General features: G+C 67.7%; 15 protein-coding genes. 10 read left to right on the top strand and 5 right to left on the bottom strand.

Translation table 11 applies throughout. The annotated features are described in order from the left end of the window. Positions 1-98: 98 nt before the first annotated feature. Together AC1DZT_RS22900 and AC1DZT_RS22895 are read left to right on the top strand one after the other, a co-directional pair. Entirely contained in the window at positions 99-971 is an 873-nt protein-coding gene (locus AC1DZT_RS22900; protein ID WP_478008967.1) for a DMT family transporter, read from the top strand. A gap of 22 nt (positions 972-993) precedes the next feature. Beyond that, a complete protein-coding gene (locus AC1DZT_RS22895; RefSeq protein WP_478008966.1) occupies positions 994-1,866 on the top strand; it encodes a lysophospholipid acyltransferase family protein in 873 nt (290 codons plus the stop codon). A gap of 39 nt (positions 1,867-1,905) precedes the next feature. Here AC1DZT_RS22895 and AC1DZT_RS22890 read toward each other — a convergent pair whose 3' ends face one another. Continuing rightward, positions 1,906-2,619 (bottom strand): DUF1223 domain-containing protein, encoded by a 714-nt coding sequence (locus AC1DZT_RS22890; protein WP_478008965.1) that lies wholly within the window; start codon positions 2,617-2,619, stop codon positions 1,906-1,908. Between the two features lie 230 nt (positions 2,620-2,849). On the opposite strand from AC1DZT_RS22890, the gene acnA reads away from it, so the two are divergent. Next, the gene (acnA, locus tag AC1DZT_RS22885; protein WP_478008964.1) at positions 2,850-5,594 is read left to right on the top strand and encodes an aconitate hydratase AcnA; all 2,745 of its coding nucleotides are present in this window, start codon (positions 2,850-2,852) and stop codon (positions 5,592-5,594) included. 140 nt (positions 5,595-5,734) lie between these two features. Beyond that, the gene (locus AC1DZT_RS22880) at positions 5,735-5,875 is read left to right on the top strand and encodes a hypothetical protein (protein WP_478008963.1); all 141 of its coding nucleotides are present in this window, start codon (positions 5,735-5,737) and stop codon (positions 5,873-5,875) included. Between the two features lie 137 nt (positions 5,876-6,012). Here the strand turns inward: AC1DZT_RS22880 and AC1DZT_RS22875 are convergent, their stop codons facing one another. Continuing rightward, the gene (locus tag AC1DZT_RS22875; RefSeq protein ID WP_478008962.1) at positions 6,013-7,212 is read right to left on the bottom strand and encodes an FAD-dependent oxidoreductase; all 1,200 of its coding nucleotides are present in this window, start codon (positions 7,210-7,212) and stop codon (positions 6,013-6,015) included. Positions 7,213-7,335: 123 nt separating this feature from the next. After that, positions 7,336-7,758, bottom strand: a complete 423-nt coding sequence (dksA, locus tag AC1DZT_RS22870) for an RNA polymerase-binding protein DksA (protein WP_478008961.1) — start codon at positions 7,756-7,758, stop codon at positions 7,336-7,338. 201 nt (positions 7,759-7,959) lie between these two features. On the opposite strand from dksA, the gene AC1DZT_RS22865 reads away from it, so the two are divergent. The 4 genes from AC1DZT_RS22865 (at position 7,960) to AC1DZT_RS22850 (ending at position 11,965) form a co-directional block, all read left to right on the top strand. Next, positions 7,960-8,799: an AAA family ATPase gene (locus tag AC1DZT_RS22865; protein WP_478009024.1), complete on the top strand. Its 840-nt coding sequence runs from the start codon at positions 7,960-7,962 to the stop codon at positions 8,797-8,799. 407 nt (positions 8,800-9,206) lie between these two features. Further along, on the top strand, positions 9,207-10,583 hold the full coding sequence (locus AC1DZT_RS22860; RefSeq protein WP_478008960.1) for a DUF2927 domain-containing protein: 1,377 nt from the start codon (positions 9,207-9,209) through the stop codon (positions 10,581-10,583). A 31-nt stretch (positions 10,584-10,614) separates the two neighbouring features. Continuing rightward, complete coding sequence (locus AC1DZT_RS22855; RefSeq protein ID WP_478008959.1) at positions 10,615-10,788, top strand: hypothetical protein; 174 nt, start codon at positions 10,615-10,617, stop codon at positions 10,786-10,788. Between the two features lies 1 nt (position 10,789). Further along, the gene (locus AC1DZT_RS22850) at positions 10,790-11,965 is read left to right on the top strand and encodes a vWA domain-containing protein (protein WP_478008958.1); all 1,176 of its coding nucleotides are present in this window, start codon (positions 10,790-10,792) and stop codon (positions 11,963-11,965) included. Between the two features lie 125 nt (positions 11,966-12,090). Here the strand turns inward: AC1DZT_RS22850 and AC1DZT_RS22845 are convergent, their stop codons facing one another. Together AC1DZT_RS22845 and AC1DZT_RS22840 are read right to left on the bottom strand one after the other, a co-directional pair. Beyond that, on the bottom strand, positions 12,091-12,636 hold the full coding sequence (locus AC1DZT_RS22845) for an RSP_2648 family PIN domain-containing protein (protein ID WP_478008957.1): 546 nt from the start codon (positions 12,634-12,636) through the stop codon (positions 12,091-12,093). Further along, a complete protein-coding gene (locus AC1DZT_RS22840; protein ID WP_478008956.1) occupies positions 12,636-13,901 on the bottom strand; it encodes an RSP_2647 family RNA methyltransferase in 1,266 nt (421 codons plus the stop codon). Before AC1DZT_RS22840 ends, AC1DZT_RS22845 begins: the two co-directional genes overlap by 1 nt. Positions 13,902-14,206: 305 nt before the next feature. Between AC1DZT_RS22840 and edd the strand changes: the two genes are divergently transcribed. Together edd and eda are read left to right on the top strand one after the other, a co-directional pair. Then, positions 14,207-16,012: a phosphogluconate dehydratase gene (edd, locus tag AC1DZT_RS22835; RefSeq protein WP_478008955.1), complete on the top strand. Its 1,806-nt coding sequence runs from the start codon at positions 14,207-14,209 to the stop codon at positions 16,010-16,012. Between the two features lie 260 nt (positions 16,013-16,272). Continuing rightward, the gene (gene eda, locus AC1DZT_RS22830) at positions 16,273-16,914 is read left to right on the top strand and encodes a bifunctional 4-hydroxy-2-oxoglutarate aldolase/2-dehydro-3-deoxy-phosphogluconate aldolase (RefSeq protein WP_478008954.1); all 642 of its coding nucleotides are present in this window, start codon (positions 16,273-16,275) and stop codon (positions 16,912-16,914) included. The last annotated feature ends 89 nt before the right edge of the window (positions 16,915-17,003 follow it).

The following is a 17,003-nucleotide window of genomic DNA, read 5'->3' as shown; positions in this document are numbered from 1 at the left end:
CAGGGGCCGGCCCGTGAACGCCCTTTCCCAAAACGCCCTCCCGGAACAGCCCCTCCCGGGACGCGTCCAAAAGCCCAAAACCCCGATCGGTGCCCGACGTGATCCAGACCGCCGCCGCCCCCGCCAGCCGGGGCATCTTCTTTCTGGCCATCAGCATCTTCTGCTTCACCGCGATGGATGCGGTGGCCAAGCATCTCGTCGGGCTCTACCCGGCGGTCGAGGTGGTCTGGGCGCGCAATGTCGGGCAGCTTGGCTTTGTCCTGCTCCTGCTGGGCCCGCGCCTGCGCGCGGCAATCCGGACCCGGCTGCCGGGCTGGCATTTCCTGCGCGCGCTGGCGCAGCTGACCACCACGGCGGCCTTCTTCCTCGCCCTCGGCCAGATCGGCCTCGCCGAGGCGACGGCGCTGGCCGACATCAACCCGGTGCTCATCACCCTCGGCGCGGCGCTGTTCCTTGGCGAGCGGCTGGGTCGTGCCCGGCTGATCGGTGTCGCCATCGCGATGATCGGCGCGCTGATCATCACCCGCCCCGGCCTCGGCGTCTTCAAGCCCGAGGCGCTGCTCGCCCTCCTCTGCGCCTTTGGCTATGCCGCGAGCATGCTGCTGACCCGCTATGTCGGCGCGCAGGAAAGCCCCTGGGCCGCCATGTTCTACGCGGCCTTCTTCGGGGCGATCGTCACCTCGGTGCTGCTGCCCTTCCAATGGACCCCGATCGCGGTAAAGGACATTCCGGCCTTCGGCCTTCTGGCCGGCCTCGGCGCCGTGGCGCAGCTTTTCACCATCCGCGCCTATTCGGCGGCGGAGGCCTCGGTTCTCGCGCCCTTCGGCTATCTCGACATGGTCTTCGCCCTCTTCTGGTCGGTCGCGGCCTTCGGGCAATTGCCCGATCTTCTGACCATCATGGGTGCGCTTGTGATCGCGGCGGCGGGTCTCTATGTCTGGCGGCAAGAAAGGACCGTGTCCCGGGCGTAAGGCCGGGGGCCAGGGCAAAAGCGTGACCCCCAACTCGAGGCTGTTCAAGATCATCGCCTGGACGCAGAATCTGGCCCTGATGGGTCTGATCGGCGTGATGCTGGCCCTGCCCTATGCCTGGCGCATCCCCTTCGGCGGCTGGCTGATGCGGCGGGTGATCGCACCGCTGGCCGGTTATGGCCGCAGGGCGCGGGTCAACCTCGGCCTGATCTGGCCCGATCTGCCCCAAGCGCGGGTGGCCGAAATCGTGGCCGGCGTCTGCGACAACATGGGCCGCACCCTGGCCGAGCTTTACTCGGCGCGCGAGTTCAAGGCGCTGGTCGCCGATGCCCAGGTGCGCGGCAACGGGCTGGAGCCGATCCTGGAGGCCCAGGCCCAGGGGCGCGGGGTCCTGCTGATCTCGGGCCATTTCGGCAATCACGACATCGCCCGCGCGGTTCTGGCGTCGCGGGGCCTGCCGGTCGCGGCGCTCTACCGGCCGCAGACCAACCCCTATTTCGACCGCCATTTCGCCGCCGCGATCCGCGCCGTGGCCGAGCCCCTTTTCGCCCGCGGCCGCCGCGGTCTGGCCGAGCTTGTGACCCATCTGCGCAAGGGCGGCATGGTGGGGATGCTGATCGACCAGCATTTCAACAAGGGCACGCCGCTGGATTTCCTCGGCCATCCGGCGCGCACCTCGCTGTCGGCGGCGGAGATGGCGCTGAAATACAACTGCCTTCTGGTGCCGGTCTATGGCATCCGGCTGGAGGATGGCCTGCACTTCGACCTTCTGGTCGAGGCGCCGATCCCCCATAGCGATGCCGTCACCATGACCCAGGCGCTGAACGACAGCCTGGCCGCCCAGGTCCGGCTGCGGCCGGAGCAATGGTTCTGGGTGCACAGACGCTGGAAGTAGGGGCGCTGGAAGTAGAGTGACGCGCGGGTTTGCGGGCGCCTATTTCAGGATCGCGGCGGCAAAGATCCGGCCCGGCCCGTCGGCCTGCAGGATCACCACGACCGGGTCATCGCCCGGCGCCGGGGCCGAGAGGTTCAGCGCCTCTTTCCCATCCCAAAGCCCCAGCGAGGACCAGGCCGTCACCACATTGGCATAGTCCTGCACCCGGCCGGCATTCTCGCCATATTCGATCTCGACCCTGGCATTGGGGTGATAGCGCACCAGCTGCACATGCAGCGGCGCCTCGAGGGCCGGGTCCGCCTCGGCCTGGATCGCCACCTGCCCGCCGTGACGGACGAGGCGCAGGGTGACGCCCTTGGCCACCGCCTGATGGCGGCGGATCGCATCCTCGACCCTTGCCGGATCGGTGCCCTCGACCCGGTCGACGCCACTGACGATCATCTGCGGCGTGTAGATCGCATTGGCGCCTTCGGCATGGGCATAGGCCTTCTGGCGCTGGGTGAATTTCTGGCTGCCGAACTTGTCGGTCCAGCCGATGTAATCCCAGTAATCGACATGCAGGGCCAGGGCGATCACGCCCGGCTCTTGCGCAAGTCTGCGCAAATATTCATCGGCCGGCGGGCAGGAGGAACAGCCCTGCGAGGTGTAAAGCTCGACCACCGTGCCCACAGCGCTGCCCTGATCTTCGGCATATCCCGCCGTGCCGCCGGCGACCCACAGGCCCGCCAAAGCGCCGATGACCGATTTGTTCATGGCAAACATCCCCTTTGCCCGGCAACATCTAGTGAAAAGCCCTGGGGATGGCCAATCAAGGTTTTGCGAGGAATTTCGCTGGCCTCGCCACAGTGGCAGCTCTGCCGCAGCGGATTAGCGCTGGATTTTCGGCATACCATTGCATACAATGCGGCAGAAGCCAGAATGATTCCTTGCCGGATGTGCCGCATTGCGGCAAAAAGCATCAAACGACCCCCAGGAGGCCAGCTATGACCGTCACCGTCGGACACGACAGCGCAAAAACCCGCACCAGCCTGACGGCTGGCGGCACCACGATGGATTATTACTCGATCCCGGCCGCCCAGGCCGCCGGGCTTGGCGACTTCTCCAAACTGCCCGCCTCGCTGAAGGTGGTGCTGGAGAACATGCTGCGCTTTGAGGATGGCAAGACCGTCACGGTCGAGGACATCAAGGCCTTCGCCGAATGGGCGACCCTGGGCGGCAAGAACCCGCGCGAGATCGCCTATCGCCCGGCCCGCGTGCTGATGCAGGATTTCACCGGGGTTCCTGCGGTCGTGGACCTTGCCGCGATGCGCGACGGGATCCTGGGCCTCAAGGGCTCGGCCGCCAAGATCAACCCGCTGGTTCCGGTCGATCTGGTCATCGACCACTCGGTGATGATCGACGAATTCGGCACCCCGCGCGCCTTCCAGGCCAACGTGGACCGCGAATACGAGCGCAACATGGAGCGCTATGTCTTCCTGAAATGGGGCCAGAAGGCCTTCAACAACTTCCGCGTCGTGCCGCCGGGCACCGGGATCTGCCACCAGGTCAACCTCGAATACCTTGCCCAGACCGTCTGGACCGACAAGGACCAGAACGGGGTCGAGGTCGCCTACCCGGATACCCTCGTCGGCACCGACAGCCACACGACCATGGTCAACGGTCTGGCCGTTCTGGGCTGGGGCGTCGGCGGCATCGAGGCCGAGGCCGCGATGCTGGGCCAGCCGGTGTCCATGCTGATCCCCGAAGTCGTCGGCTTCAAGCTGACCGGCCAGATGGTCGAAGGCACCACCGCCACCGACCTCGTGCTGAAGGTCGTGCAGATGCTGCGCAAGCATGGCGTGGTCAACAAGTTCGTCGAGTTCTACGGCGAGGGTCTCGACCATCTGCCGCTGGCCGACCGGGCGACCATCGCCAACATGGCGCCGGAATATGGCGCCACCTGCGGCTTCTTCCCGATCGACAGCGAGACCCTGCGCTACCTGCGCAACACCGGCCGTGACGAGGGCCGGATCGCCCTGGTCGAGGCCTATGCCAAGGCCAACGGCATGTGGCGCGGGGCCGATTACGCGCCGGTCTATACCTCGACCCTGCACCTCGACATGGGCGAGATCGTGCCCGCCATCTCTGGCCCGAAGCGTCCGCAGGACTATACCCCGCTGACCAAGGCCGCCGCCGGTTTCTACAAGACCGTGTCGGACTTCCGCGGCGTCGATGCCTCGTCGGCCGCCAAGGAAATGGCCTCGGAAGGCGCGCCGCTGGCGCCCTCGACCGATGTGCGCAAGACCGCCGCCGTCGCGGGCAAGGACTATGCCCTGCGCGATGGCTCGGTGGTGATCGCCTCGATCACCTCCTGCACCAACACCTCGAACCCCTATGTGATGATCGGCGCCGGTCTGGTGGCGCGCAAGGCCCGCGCCCTGGGTCTGAAGTCCAAGCCTTGGGTGAAGACCTCGCTCGCCCCCGGATCGCAGGTCGTGTCGGAATATCTCGAGGCCGCCGGCCTGCAGGAAGACCTGGACGCCGTGGGCTTCAACCTCGTCGGTTACGGCTGCACCACCTGCATCGGCAACTCGGGCCCGCTGGACCCCGCGATCTCCTCCGCGATTGGCGAGGGCGATCTGGTTGCCACCGCGGTTCTCTCGGGCAACCGCAACTTCGAAGGCCGGATCTCGCCCGACGTGCGGGCGAACTACCTCGCCTCGCCGCCCCTGGTCGTGGCCTATGCGCTGGCCGGTGACATGAACATCGACCTGACGACCGAGCCTCTGGGCATGGGCACCGATGGCCCGGTCTACCTGAAAGACATCTGGCCCACGACCAAGGAAGTCGCGGATCTGGTCGAATCCACCGTGACCCGCGCCGCCTTCCAGAAGAAATACGCCGATGTCTTCAAGGGCGACGCCAAGTGGCAGGCCGTCAAGATCACCGACTCGGAGGTCTATGACTGGCCGGCCTCCTCGACCTATATCCAGAACCCGCCCTATTTCCGCGGCATGTCCAAGACCCCGGGCGTCATCAAGAACATCGACGGCGCGCGCATCCTCGCGGTTCTGGGCGACATGATCACCACCGACCACATCTCTCCGGCGGGGTCCTTCAAGGCCTCGACCCCGGCGGGCAAGTATCTGGCCGAACGGCAGGTTCCGGTCAGCGAGTTCAACTCCTACGGTTCCCGTCGCGGCAACCATGAGGTGATGATGCGCGGCACCTTCGCCAATATCCGCATCAAGAACGAGATGCTGGATGGCGTCGAGGGCGGCTATACCAAGGGGCCGGATGGCGTGCAGACCTCGATCTTCGACGCGTCGATGGCCTATCAGGACGCCGGCACGCCGCTGGTGATCTTCGGCGGCATCGAATACGGCGCAGGCTCGTCGCGCGACTGGGCCGCCAAGGGCACGGCGCTGCTGGGCGTCAAGGCGGTGATCGCCGAGTCCTTCGAGCGGATCCACCGCTCCAACCTCGTCGGCATGGGCGTCATCCCCTTCGAGTTCACCAATGGCGTGACCCGCAAGAGCCTGGGGCTGGAAGGCGACGAGATCGTCTCGATCGCCGGGCTGGACGGCGACCTGAAGCCCCTGTCCATCGTGCCCTGCACCATCACCTATGCCGATGGCAAAGTGGTCACGATCGACATCAAGTGCCGGATCGATACCGAGATCGAGATCGAATATGTCGAACACGGCGGCGTGCTGCACTATGTGCTGCGCGACCTGGCCAAGGCCTGAGATCGGTCTGAAACAATCGAGCGCGCGCCCTCACCGGCGCGCGCTTTTGCTTTGGCAAATATGCGGCTCAACTGCCTTGTTCTCCTTAGGTTCTTCTTTACCTCTCCCTGCCATTCTGACCTGAACCCAGGAGGACCCAGATGGCCGACCGTTTCCCACCCCTCGCCCCGCAAGAGAAAATCCGCACGACAGCCCTGGCCAAGGCCAGGCCCGCGCCGAGCATCGCACTTCTGGATGTGCTGCTTTTCGGGGTTCTTGTAGCGCTGGTCCGGTTGTTCTGAGGCGCTGCCCCTGTCGTTGCAGCGGGGGTCCCCCCCACTTCGCAATTTCTTCGCCCTTCGGGCAAATTGCCCGTACCCCGTGGGATATTCAGCGACCAATGAAGGGGGGGCTTTGCCGGCATTCCTGCGGCGGCAGGTCAGCGCGGGGCGGGTTTCGTCACATCCATGCCGTAGAGCCAGTCGTAGCGGGACAGGGCAAGGGCGGGGGCAAGCCGCGGGGCTGCGGCGCTGGCCAGGCGCAGGCCCAGGTGGGCTGCGACGCGCTTTGGCCCGCGCAGGTGATAGAGGCTTGCATTGGCGGTGGCGGCGGCGACGATCCGGGTGCAGCGCGATTTGCGCGCAGCCTCAAAGGCGGCAAGGCCCGCGGCCGGGCTGTCGGTCTGCGCCAGGCTTTCGGCCAGGACCCAGGCATCCTCCAGCGCCATGCAGGCGCCCTGGGCCAGGAAGGGCAAGGTCGGATGCGCGGCATCGCCGAGAATCGCCACGCCGCCCGCGCCCATCGGCCGCTGCCAGACCGCGGCCACCTCGTGGCGGAAGAGCCCCCAGAGCCAGACATCCTCGACCCGCTCCAGCCAGCCGCGCACCCGGGGCGAGAAGCGCTGGAAGGCGAGGCGCAGGTCCATCGGGTCGTCGCGCAGGGACCAACCCTCCTCGACCCAGTGCTGGCGCTCCTCGACCGCGACGATGTTGCGCAGGGCGCCGCCGCGCAGGGGGTAGCTCACCAGATGGCGGCCGGGCCCCATATGGACCTCGGCGACATTGGCGCCGCCATCGCCGGGAATCAGGGCGCGCCAGGCAATCTGCTGGGTGAAGAAGGGCGCGCTGGCGCCGTTCAGCGCGGCGCGGGTCGGCGAATGCAGCCCATCGGCGCCGATCAGCAGCTCGGCCTCCTCGGGACCGGTATCGAGCATCATGACCGGGCGCGCGCCGTCGAGGTTGACCGAGACGGCCCGGGTCAGAAGCCGCAGCGTCACGCCCGCAGCCTCCGCCCCCTGGCGCAGAAGGGCGATCAGATCGGCGCGATGGACGAAATGGTAGCCCTGCGCTGGCCGCAGCCGCGCCACATCCAGCCGCAGGACGACATCGCCGGTCAGCCCGTCGCGCAGTTCCACCGCCTGGGCGCGGGTCGAGACCGCCTCAAGCGCCGGGCCAAGGCCAAGCGCCTTCAGCACCGCCGCGCCATTGGGCGAGATCTGCAATCCGGCGCCGACCTCGCGGATCGCATCGGCCTGTTCCAGAACGGTGACCTGCGCCCCGCGCAGGGCGAGGGCCAGCGCCGTGGCCAGGCCCGCCACCCCGGCCCCGAGGATCGTCACCGGCTGGCCAATCAGACTCATCTGCGCACCCTTCCCTCGATGGCGGCGGCGGACCGTCCGCTCCGCGCGCCCTGCCGAAAAAGAAATGCCGGGCCTCTGCCGCCCGGCATTGTTCTGGTCTGGCACTCTTCGCCCCGCAAGGCGTCACTCGTCGCGATGGACCTTCTCGCGCCGCTCATGCTTTTCCTGAGCTTCCAGCGTCATGGTGGCGATCGGGCGCGCGTCCAGACGCTTCAGGCTGATCGGCTCGCCCGAGACTTCGCAATAGCCGTATTCGCCATTCTCGATCCGGCGCAGCGCCGCGTCGATCTTGGCGACCAGCTTGCGCTGGCGGTCACGGGTGCGCAGTTCCAGGGCACGGTCGGTCTCTTCTGAGGCACGGTCGGCGAGGTCGGGGACGGCGCGGGCGGAATCCTGCAGATTGTCGATCGTCTCGGCGCTCTGGTCCAAGAGTTCCTGCTTCCAGACGATCAGCTTGCGGCGGAAATACTCCAACTGCCGATCATTCATGAAAGGCTCGTCTTCGGCCGGGCGGTAATCTTCAGGCAGGAAGGTTTCGGCTTTCATCTTAGCACTTTCCTTTTGCAGGCGGCGCCGATGGGCTGGCCGCAGCGGGCGGGCCACAGGGGCTTTGCCCGTAAATTCAAATGGGCAATCCTGTTCGGCGCCCGTCTAACGGAACTGCCGGAGATTGTCACTAGCCGTTGCGACTTTTTCGAGGCGGCTTTAGGGTTTCGTTAACGCTGAGCGCAGGGGCTTGAGATGACAGTGAAATTCGCCACAACCGCAGGTTACGTCGTGCCGGAGGATCTGGCGCTGGCGGTGAATGCCGCGGTGGCGCTGGGGCGGCCCCTGCTGGTCAAGGGCGAACCGGGCACCGGCAAGACCGAACTGGCGCGGCAGGTTGCGGCCTCGCTGGGCATGGATCTGATCGAATGGCATGTGAAATCGACCACCAAGGCGCAGCAGGGGCTTTACGAATATGACGCCGTGGCCCGCCTGCGCGATGGCCAGCTGGGCGAGGCGCGGGTGCATGAGGTCGCCAATTACATCCGCCCGGGCAAATTGTGGCAGGCTTTTGACGCGCCGGAGCGAGTCGTTCTTCTGATCGACGAGATCGACAAGGCCGATATCGAGTTCCCAAACGACCTGTTGCAAGAGCTCGACCGGATGGAGTTCCACGTCTACGAGACCGGCGAGACGATCCGCGCCCGCCATCGCCCTGTGGTCATCATCACCTCGAACAATGAAAAGGAGCTGCCCGACGCCTTCCTGCGCCGCTGCTTCTTTCACTTCATCCGCTTCCCCTCGCCCGAGGGTCTGGCCGCCATCGTACGGCTGCATTTTCCCGGCCTGAAGGAAAGCCTGCTCGCCGCCGCCCTGACCCAGTTCTTCGAGATTCGCGAGGCGCCGGGGTTGAAGAAAAAGCCCTCGACCTCGGAAGTGCTGGATTGGCTGAAGCTGCTCCTGGCCGAGGATCTGACGCCCGAGGATCTGAAGCGCGACGCCAAGACCAGCCTGCCGAAGCTGTATGGCGCGCTGCTGAAGAATGAACAGGATGTGCAGCTGTTCGAGAAGCTCGCCTTCATGGCGCGGCGCGACCGTTAGCGCCGTGAGGGCGATTCGGACGCTGTGACAACGGTTTGCGGGCCGTTCTTAAAGTGTTCTCTCACGCGGCGCTCACCTTTGTGTCATCCATTGCAACATCGCGTGATCGCCCCGCGCCATATCTGGCGGGCGGCGCGGCGGCTGGGGCCATCTCTGGTTGGCAAGCCCCTTTCGCAAAGTCTTTTGCGCGCCACAGCCTTGCCCCGGTTGCGCCATCTGGCCCATGTTGTCTGTGGTTGCGACCCGTCCGGCCCGGCGCGGCGTAAGGTCGGCCCCTTCCTGCTCGCGGGGGTGGTCGGGACGGGCGGGTTGCATCACCGGCAAAGCTGTACAAGCCTGCGACAGGGACCGATGATCCGGTCTGACCGGGGCCGCGATGGTGCGATGCCCCGCACCGGGGGGTAGCCATGCGCTGTGCCAAAGCCGTCGCCGCATGTCTTGTGCTGGCCCTTGCCGCCTGCGGGCCTGCGCCTTTGGGGATCAGCAAGGCGGGCCATGATCCCGATGCGGTCGAACTGGGTGGCCCGGTCCTGCAGTTTCCCCCGATGAAGGGGCAGCGGGTGCACCGCTCGAATGCCGAACTGGCGCAGGATTTCCTCGACCTTGAATTTCACCTCGAAAGCGGTCTGGCCCTGCCCGTCCTGACCCGGTTCGAGGGGCCGGTGACCCTGTCGATGACGGGACCGGTGCCCCCCACCGCAAGGGCCGATCTCGCGGCCCTCCTGACCCGGCTGCGCGCCGAGGCCGGCCTCAGCCTGACGCTGCTGCCCGACGATACCCCGGCCAACCTGACCCTGGCCTTCGCGCCCACGTCCACCCTGCACCGGATCGACGCCGCGGCGGCCTGTTTCGTGGTGCCCAATGTCTCCTCGCTGGACGAGTTTCGCGCCAAGCGCGGCACGCCCGACCTCGACTGGGCGCAGATGCGGCAAAGGACGCGCGCCACGCTCTTCCTGCCCGCCGATGCCAGCCCGCAAGAGCTGCGCGACTGCCTGCATGAGGAGACGGCCCAGGCGCTCGGCCCGGTCAATGACCTCTACCGGCTACCCGATTCCGTCTTCAACGACGACAATTTCCAGACCGTGCTGACCGGGTTCGACATGCTGATGCTGCGGCTGCACTATGCGCCCGAGCTTGCTTCGGGCATGGGGCCGGCCGAGGTCGCGGCGCGCCTGCCGGCGCTTCTGGCGCGGCTGAACCCGGCAGGTCAGAAACCCGGCGGGTGGAGCGCGCCAGAGACGCCGCGCGACTGGCGCGATGCGGTGGCGCTGGCGGTCAACCCCGCCGCACGGCCCGGCCCGCGGATGGCCGCGGCCACCCGCGCGCTCGAGATCGCGCAGCAGGCGGGCTGGCAGGACAACCGCCTCGGCTTTGCCTATTTCATCCTCGGTCGCCTGCTCGCCCCGCGCGACCCCGCCGCCGCCGTCACCGCCTATATCGCCGCCGCCCATGTCTATGCGACCCTGCCCGACGAGGGCGTCCACCTTGCCCATGCGCTGATGCAGCTTGCGGCCCTGGCCCTGGCCAACCGTCAGCCCGCCGAGGCGATCACCCTCGCCGACCGCGGCCTGCCCGCCGCCCGCGCCTCGCAGAACGCGGCCCTGCTGGCCACGTTGCAGCTGATCAAGGCCGCGGCGCTCGCCACCCAGGGTCATGACGCCGAGGCCGCGGCGCTGCGTCTCGACAGCCTGCCCGCCGCGCGCTATGGCTTCGGCCCAGAGCCAGAGGTGCGGGCCCATGCGGCGGAAATCGCCGTCCTCGCCCGGCTGGATCGCAAAGGCTGACCCTTTGGGTCTTGTGCAAGGGGTTATCGGGATGATCGTGTTCGTGCTGCCGGCAATGCTGATCGGCGCCTTCTGGGGCGCCATGACGGCGCTGAAACGCGGCGGGCGGCGGCTGGACGCGCTGCAATATGGCGCGGTCTATGCCATTGCGCTCGGCCTGATCGGTGTTCTGGCCTATATCATCCTCGGCAAACTGACGCATTGAGATGTTCCAGCCCTTCTTCCTCACCTTGCGGAAGACGGGGGTGCCAGTGTCGCTCAGCGAATATCTGGCCTTTCTAGCCACGCTCGACACCGGCCTCGTGACCCATGATCCGACCGGCTTCTACCATCTGGCGCGGCTGTCACTGGTCAAGGACGAACGCTTCTACGACCGCTTCGACCGCGCCTTTGCCGAGGCCTTTCATGGACTTGACGCCCTGACGCCCGAGGCGGTGCTCCAGGCGCTCGACCTGCCGCCCGACTGGCTCGATGCGCAGCTGACAAGGTACCTCAGCCCCGAGGAGCGCGCCGCCGTTCAGGCCCTCGGCGGGCTCGACAAGCTGATGGAGGCGCTGCGCCAGCGGCTGGCCGAACAGCAGGGCCGCCATCAGGGCGGCAACAAATGGGTCGGCACCGGCGGCACCTCACCCTTCGGCAACAGCGGTTACAACCCCGAAGGCGTGCGGATCGGCGGCGACAGCACCCACCGCCGCGCCGTCAAGGTCTGGGAGCAGCGCGAGTTCCGCAACCTCGACGAAGACGCCGACCTCGGCCCGCGCTCCCTCAAACTCGCCCTGCGCGCCCTGCGCCGCTGGGCGCGCGAGGGCCAAAGCCGCTTCGACCTCGACGCCACGATCCAGGCCACGGCGCGGCAGGGCTGGCTCGACGTGCAGGAACGCCCCGAGCGGCGCAACGCGGTCAAGGTCCTGCTCTTTCTCGACATCGGCGGCTCGATGGACGACCATGTGCTGCAGGCCGAGGCCCTCTTCGCCGCCGCCAAGGCCGAGTTCCGCCAACTGACCTCGTTCTATTTCCACAATTGCCTGTATGAGGCGGTCTGGCAGGACAATTCCCGCCGCCGCGTCCACCAGATCCCGACCTGGGACGTGCTGCGCCGCTACGGCCCCGACTACCGCGCGATCTTCGTGGGCGACGCCGCGATGAGCCCCTACGAGATCGACGCCCCCGGCGGCTCGGTCGAACACTGGAACCCCGAGCCCGGCCGCACCTGGCTGACCCGTGCCTGCCAGCACTGGCCACGCCACCTCTGGATCAACCCCGCGCCGGAACCGACCTGGGCCTACAACCGCTCCACCGCAATGATCCGCAGCCTCTTCGAAGGCAAGATGGTCCCCCTGACCCTCGCAGGCCTCGCCGAAGGCATCCGCACCCTGCGCTGAAGCCCCTATTTGCTCTTTGCCCAAATACTCCCGCCGGAGGCCCTTCGCCTGAGCCGGTTGGCCGCAGGCCAGAGGCGAGGACCACCAATGCGCCGCAGGCGCTCATCCGGATCGGGACGAAGCCCTCACGCCGACTCGATCGCCTTGCCCAGCCGCCATAGCTGCGCCTTCTTCAGAAACGCCCGCAAGGCCAAAGGCTTGCCTGCCATCTCCTCGGCCCGCGCATGAACGGCGGCCACCACCGCCCCCACTTCGGCCGGGTTGCGCGACCAAAGCTCCCAGAGAAACCCATCCGGGTCGCGCCGCTCGATCCCTTCGTCGGCCAGCACAGGGCGCGGGAAATCCGCCGCGTTGAAGGTCACGATCGCATCGGCGTGGCCCGCGATCGCCACCGCCAGCACATGCACGTCATTCGGGTCGGGCAAAGACAGCCGCGCCTCGATGCTGGGCTGCTCGCGCACCGAAGCCCGGGGAAAGGCCGCGCGGGCCAGCGCCGCATCGCCCTCGGCCATGGCCTGCGCCACCGGCCCCAGCTTGGCCGTGGCCAGAACCCATTCGCGCAGGATGCGGTCCGACCACTGCGGCTCGAACAACCCGCGCGCCGCCACCCCGAGCAGGATCTCCCGCAACACGGTGGGATAGAGCACGCAGGCGTCCAGAACCGCCCGCATCAGTCGACCAGGCGGAAGAACAGCGATTTGAGGTAGGCGCTTTCCGCCAGCACCGGCAGCATCGGGTGATCCGCCCCGGCAAAGCCGGTATAGATCAACTGCCCCTTGCGCCCGCCGCGCCCGATGCCGCGGGCACAGGCGTTGCGGAAGGCGGTCAGATCCGCCGCATGGCTGCAGGAACACAGAACCAGATAGCCCCCCGGCGCCACCAGCCCGGCCGCATATTTCGCCACCCGTTCATAGGCGCGCAACCCGGCCTCCAGCGCGTTCTTGTTCGGCGCAAAGGCCGGCGGGTCGCAGACCACCATGTCGAACTTCGCCCCCTCGGCGGCCAAAGCCTCCAGCACGGCAAAGGCATCGCCCTGCCGGGTCGCAAACTGCGCGCCAAAGCCCGAAGCCTCCGCCCCCTTGGTGGCAAGGCCCAGGGCCGCAGCCGAGGCATCGACGGCCAGGGCGCTCGCAGCCCCGCCCGCCAGGGCGGCAAGGCCAAAGCCGCCGACATGGCTGAACACATCCAGCACCCGGGCCCCCTTGGCCAGACGGGCGGCAAAGGCATGGTTCGGCCGCTGGTCGAAGAACAGCCCGGTCTTCTGCCCGCCCTCCAGGTCCGCCATATAGACGGCGCCATTCATCGGCACCGGGATCGGGCCCTCCAGAGCACCGGAGAGCACTTCCGTCTCTTCCTTCAGCCCCTCCAGACCCCTTGCGCGGCCGGTGCCGTTCTTGATCACCGTGGTCACACCCGTCACCCGGCGCAGGGCAGCGGCGAGGGCGCCGATATGCGCCTCGGCCCAGGCGGCATTGGGCTGGATCACCGCCGCATCGCCAAAGCGGTCGATGATGACGCCGGGCATTCCATCGGCCTCGGCATGGATCAGCCGGTAGAAGGGCGCGTCATACATGCGCGTGCGCATCTCCAGCGCCAGCGACAGCCGGGCCGCGAACCAGTCTTCGTCGATCTCGGCCGTCACGTCGCGGTCGAGCATCCGGGCGATGATCTTGGACTTGGTGTTGACGGTGACGAGGCCGATCTGCCGCCGGTCGCCATCCTCCAACACCGCCAGCGCGCCGGGCGCCAGGGCCGAGGTGCGCCGGTCGGTCACCAGCTCATCGGCATAGACCCAGGGAAAGCCCAGCCGCACGGCGCGGGCCTCGGCCTTGGGGCGCAGGCGCACCACGGGACGGTTATGGGTCCGCGCCTGAGATTGCGTCTCAGAAGTCGGGGTGAGGTCGGGCTCGTCAGAGAGTTGCGAAGGGGGGCACATGGGCCTCCTTTACGGTGTTCCGCCCCTTCTGGAAAGGCCCGCCGTCTCGCCCTGCCCCGCGCCCGCGCCCATTCCCGCGCCAAAGCCGTGATTCGCCGCCCGCGCCTCGGCCCGCCCGGTGAAATAATCGCCCCGCCCGCAAGAAAACCGGTGAGAAGCCCTCCGCCTCTGCTAATCTCTCCCGGTCGGATTGCTGCCCCCGGCGCCCCATCGCGCAGCAGCGGCCCCAAGGGCGCATTTTGGTTGTTAGCGCTAACGCAACTTGATAACATGGCGCCATCCCGCCGCAAGCAGTTGAGGTTACCATGGCCCTCCATCCCACCATCGCCCGCATCACCGACCGGATCCGCGAACGCTCGCTCCAGACCCGGGGCCAGTATCTGGCGCGGATGGCAGGGGCGGCGAGCGCCGGTCCGGTGCGCGCCCATCTCTCCTGCGGCAACCAGGCCCATGCCTATGCGGCGATGACCCAGGACAAGGCGGCCCTGGCCGAGGGCCGCGCGCCCAATATCGGGATCGTGACGGCCTATAACGACATGCTCTCGGCCCACCAGCCCTATGAACATTACCCCGAGCTGATCCGTTCGACCGCCCGCCGGCTGGGCGCCACGGCGCAGGTGGCCGGCGGCGTGCCGGCCATGTGTGATGGCGTCACGCAAGGCCAGCCGGGGATGGAGATGTCGCTCTTCTCCCGCGATGTGATCGCGATGGCGGCGGGGATTGCCCTGTCGCACAACACCTTCGATTCCGCGATGTTCCTCGGCGTCTGCGACAAGATCGTGCCCGGCCTCGTGATCGCCGCCGCCACCTTCGGCCACCTGCCGGCGGTCTTCGTGCCGGCAGGCCCCATGTCCACCGGCCTGCCCAACGAAGAGAAGTCCCGCGTCCGCAACGCCTTTGCCGCCGGTGAGGTCGGCCGCGACGCGCTGATGGCGGCCGAGATGGCCTCGTATCACGGCATCGGCACCTGCACCTTCTACGGCACCGCCAACACCAACCAGATGCTGATGGAGTTCATGGGCCTGCACCTGCCCGGCTCCTCCTTCGTCAACCCCGGCACGCCGCTGCGCGAGGCGCTGACCATCGCCGCCATCGAACGCGCCGCCAGCATCACCGCGCTTGGCAACGACTACCGCCCGGCGGGCGAGATCCTCGACGAGCGGGCTTACGTCAACGGCATCGTCGGGCTGATGGCGACGGGTGGCTCGACCAACCTCGTCCTGCACCTGCCCGCCATGGCCCGCGCCTCGGGCGTGCTCCTCGACCTGCAGGACTTTGCCGAGATCAGCCAGACCGTGCCCCTGATGGCCAAGGTCTATCCCAATGGCATGGCCGACGTGAACGCCTTCCACGCCGCCGGTGGCCTCGGGTTCCTGATGCGCGAGCTGATGGATGCGGGCCTTCTGCACGAGGATGCCAAGACCATCCTCGGCGAGGGCCTCGCCGCCTACCGCAAGGAACCCAAGCTCCACATGGGCCGCCTCGTCTGGGAGGATGGCGCGAAAGAGAGCTTGAACGACAAGATCGTCCGCCCGGTCGCCACCCCCTTCGCGGCAACCGGCGGCCTGACCCAGCTCTCCGGCAACCTCGGCCGCGGCGTGATCAAGGTCTCCGCCGTGGCGCCCGAGCGCCATGTGATCGAAGCCCCGGTCCGCATCTTCCACGACCAGGCCGATGTGAAACTGGCCTTCAAGCACGGCGAGTTCACCTCGGACACGATCGTCGTCGTCCGCTTCCAGGGGCCGCAAGCCAATGGCATGCCGGAACTCCACTCGCTGACGCCGACCCTGTCGATCCTGCAGGAACGCGGGCTGCGGGTGGCGCTGGTGACCGATGGCCGCATGTCCGGCGCCTCCGGCAAAGTCCCCGCCGCGATCCATGTCTCGCCCGAGGCCGCCGCCGGCGGCCCGATCGCCCGCCTGCGCGACGGCGACATCGTCCGCCTCGATGCCGACAAGGGCACCCTCGCCGTCCTGACGGAGGGCTTCGAGTCCCGCCCGCCGGCCACCGCCGACCTCTCCCACAACGCCTGGGGCCTCGGCCGCGAGCTCTTCGCCGCCTTCCGCGCCCAGGTCGGCCCCTCGACAGAAGGGGCGTCGAGCCTTTACTGACACGTGACCACATGCTGAACCCTGCGCCTCCGGCGGGGATATTTTTACCAAAATGAAAGGAATCAGGGGTAGTCAGAGAGGGCGGTACAGGCGGGGACGCCGATGACCGCCCAGAGTGAAAGGCCCCCTGCCTCCCCCGGGAAACCGGCCCGAGGCAGGGGGTCAGCGCTCGCCGATCCCCTTTCATTTTGGCCCAAATATCCCCGCCGGAGGCTCCTGCCCGAACCAAGCCCCGCAGCGGGGCCAGAAGGAGCCTCACGATGACCCCCGCCGAACAATCAATCAAAGCCGCCGAGATCTGCCGCCTGGCCCCAGTGGTCCCGGTGATCGTGGTCGACGACCTCGCCCATGCCAAGAAGCTCGCCGAGGCGCTGGTGGCCGGCGGCCTGCCCGCGCTGGAGGTGACGCTGCGCACGCCGGTGGCGCTCGACGCCATTCGCGCCATGGCCGAGGTGCCGGGCGGTGTCGTCGGCGCCGGCACGCTGCTGACACCGGCCGATGTGAAGGCCGCCAAGGCCGCGGGCGCGAAATTCGGCGTCTCGCCGGGCGCCACCCAGCGGATCATCGACGCCTGCAGCGAATATGACCTGCCGCTCCTGCCCGGCGCTGCCACCGCGTCGGAGATCATGGCACTCTTGGAAATGGGCTATACCGTGCAGAAGTTCTTCCCCGCCGAACAGGCCGGCGGCATGCCCTACCTTAAGTCGATCGGCTCGCCGATCCCCCAGGTCAAGTTCTGTCCGACCGGCGGCATCAGCCTGAAGAACGCCCGCGACTACCTGGCCCTGCCCAATATCATCTGCGTCGGCGGCAGCTGGGTCGCCCCGAAAGAGGCCCTGGCCAAGGGCGACTGGGCCAAGATCACCGCCCTCGCCGCCGAGGCCAAGGCCCTGCGCGCCTGATCCCGTCCCGCCGCCGGACCCCTATCCCCAAGCCGCGTCGCGATTTATCGCGCGCGGCCTCCCCCGGCCGGAGGCCCCTTCTTTCGGGC

This window comes from Rhodobacter sp. P1_C2, from assembly GCF_056406375.1.
The sequence above is the reverse complement of the archived record's forward strand: the minus strand, read 5'-3'. Positions and strand labels throughout refer to the sequence as shown.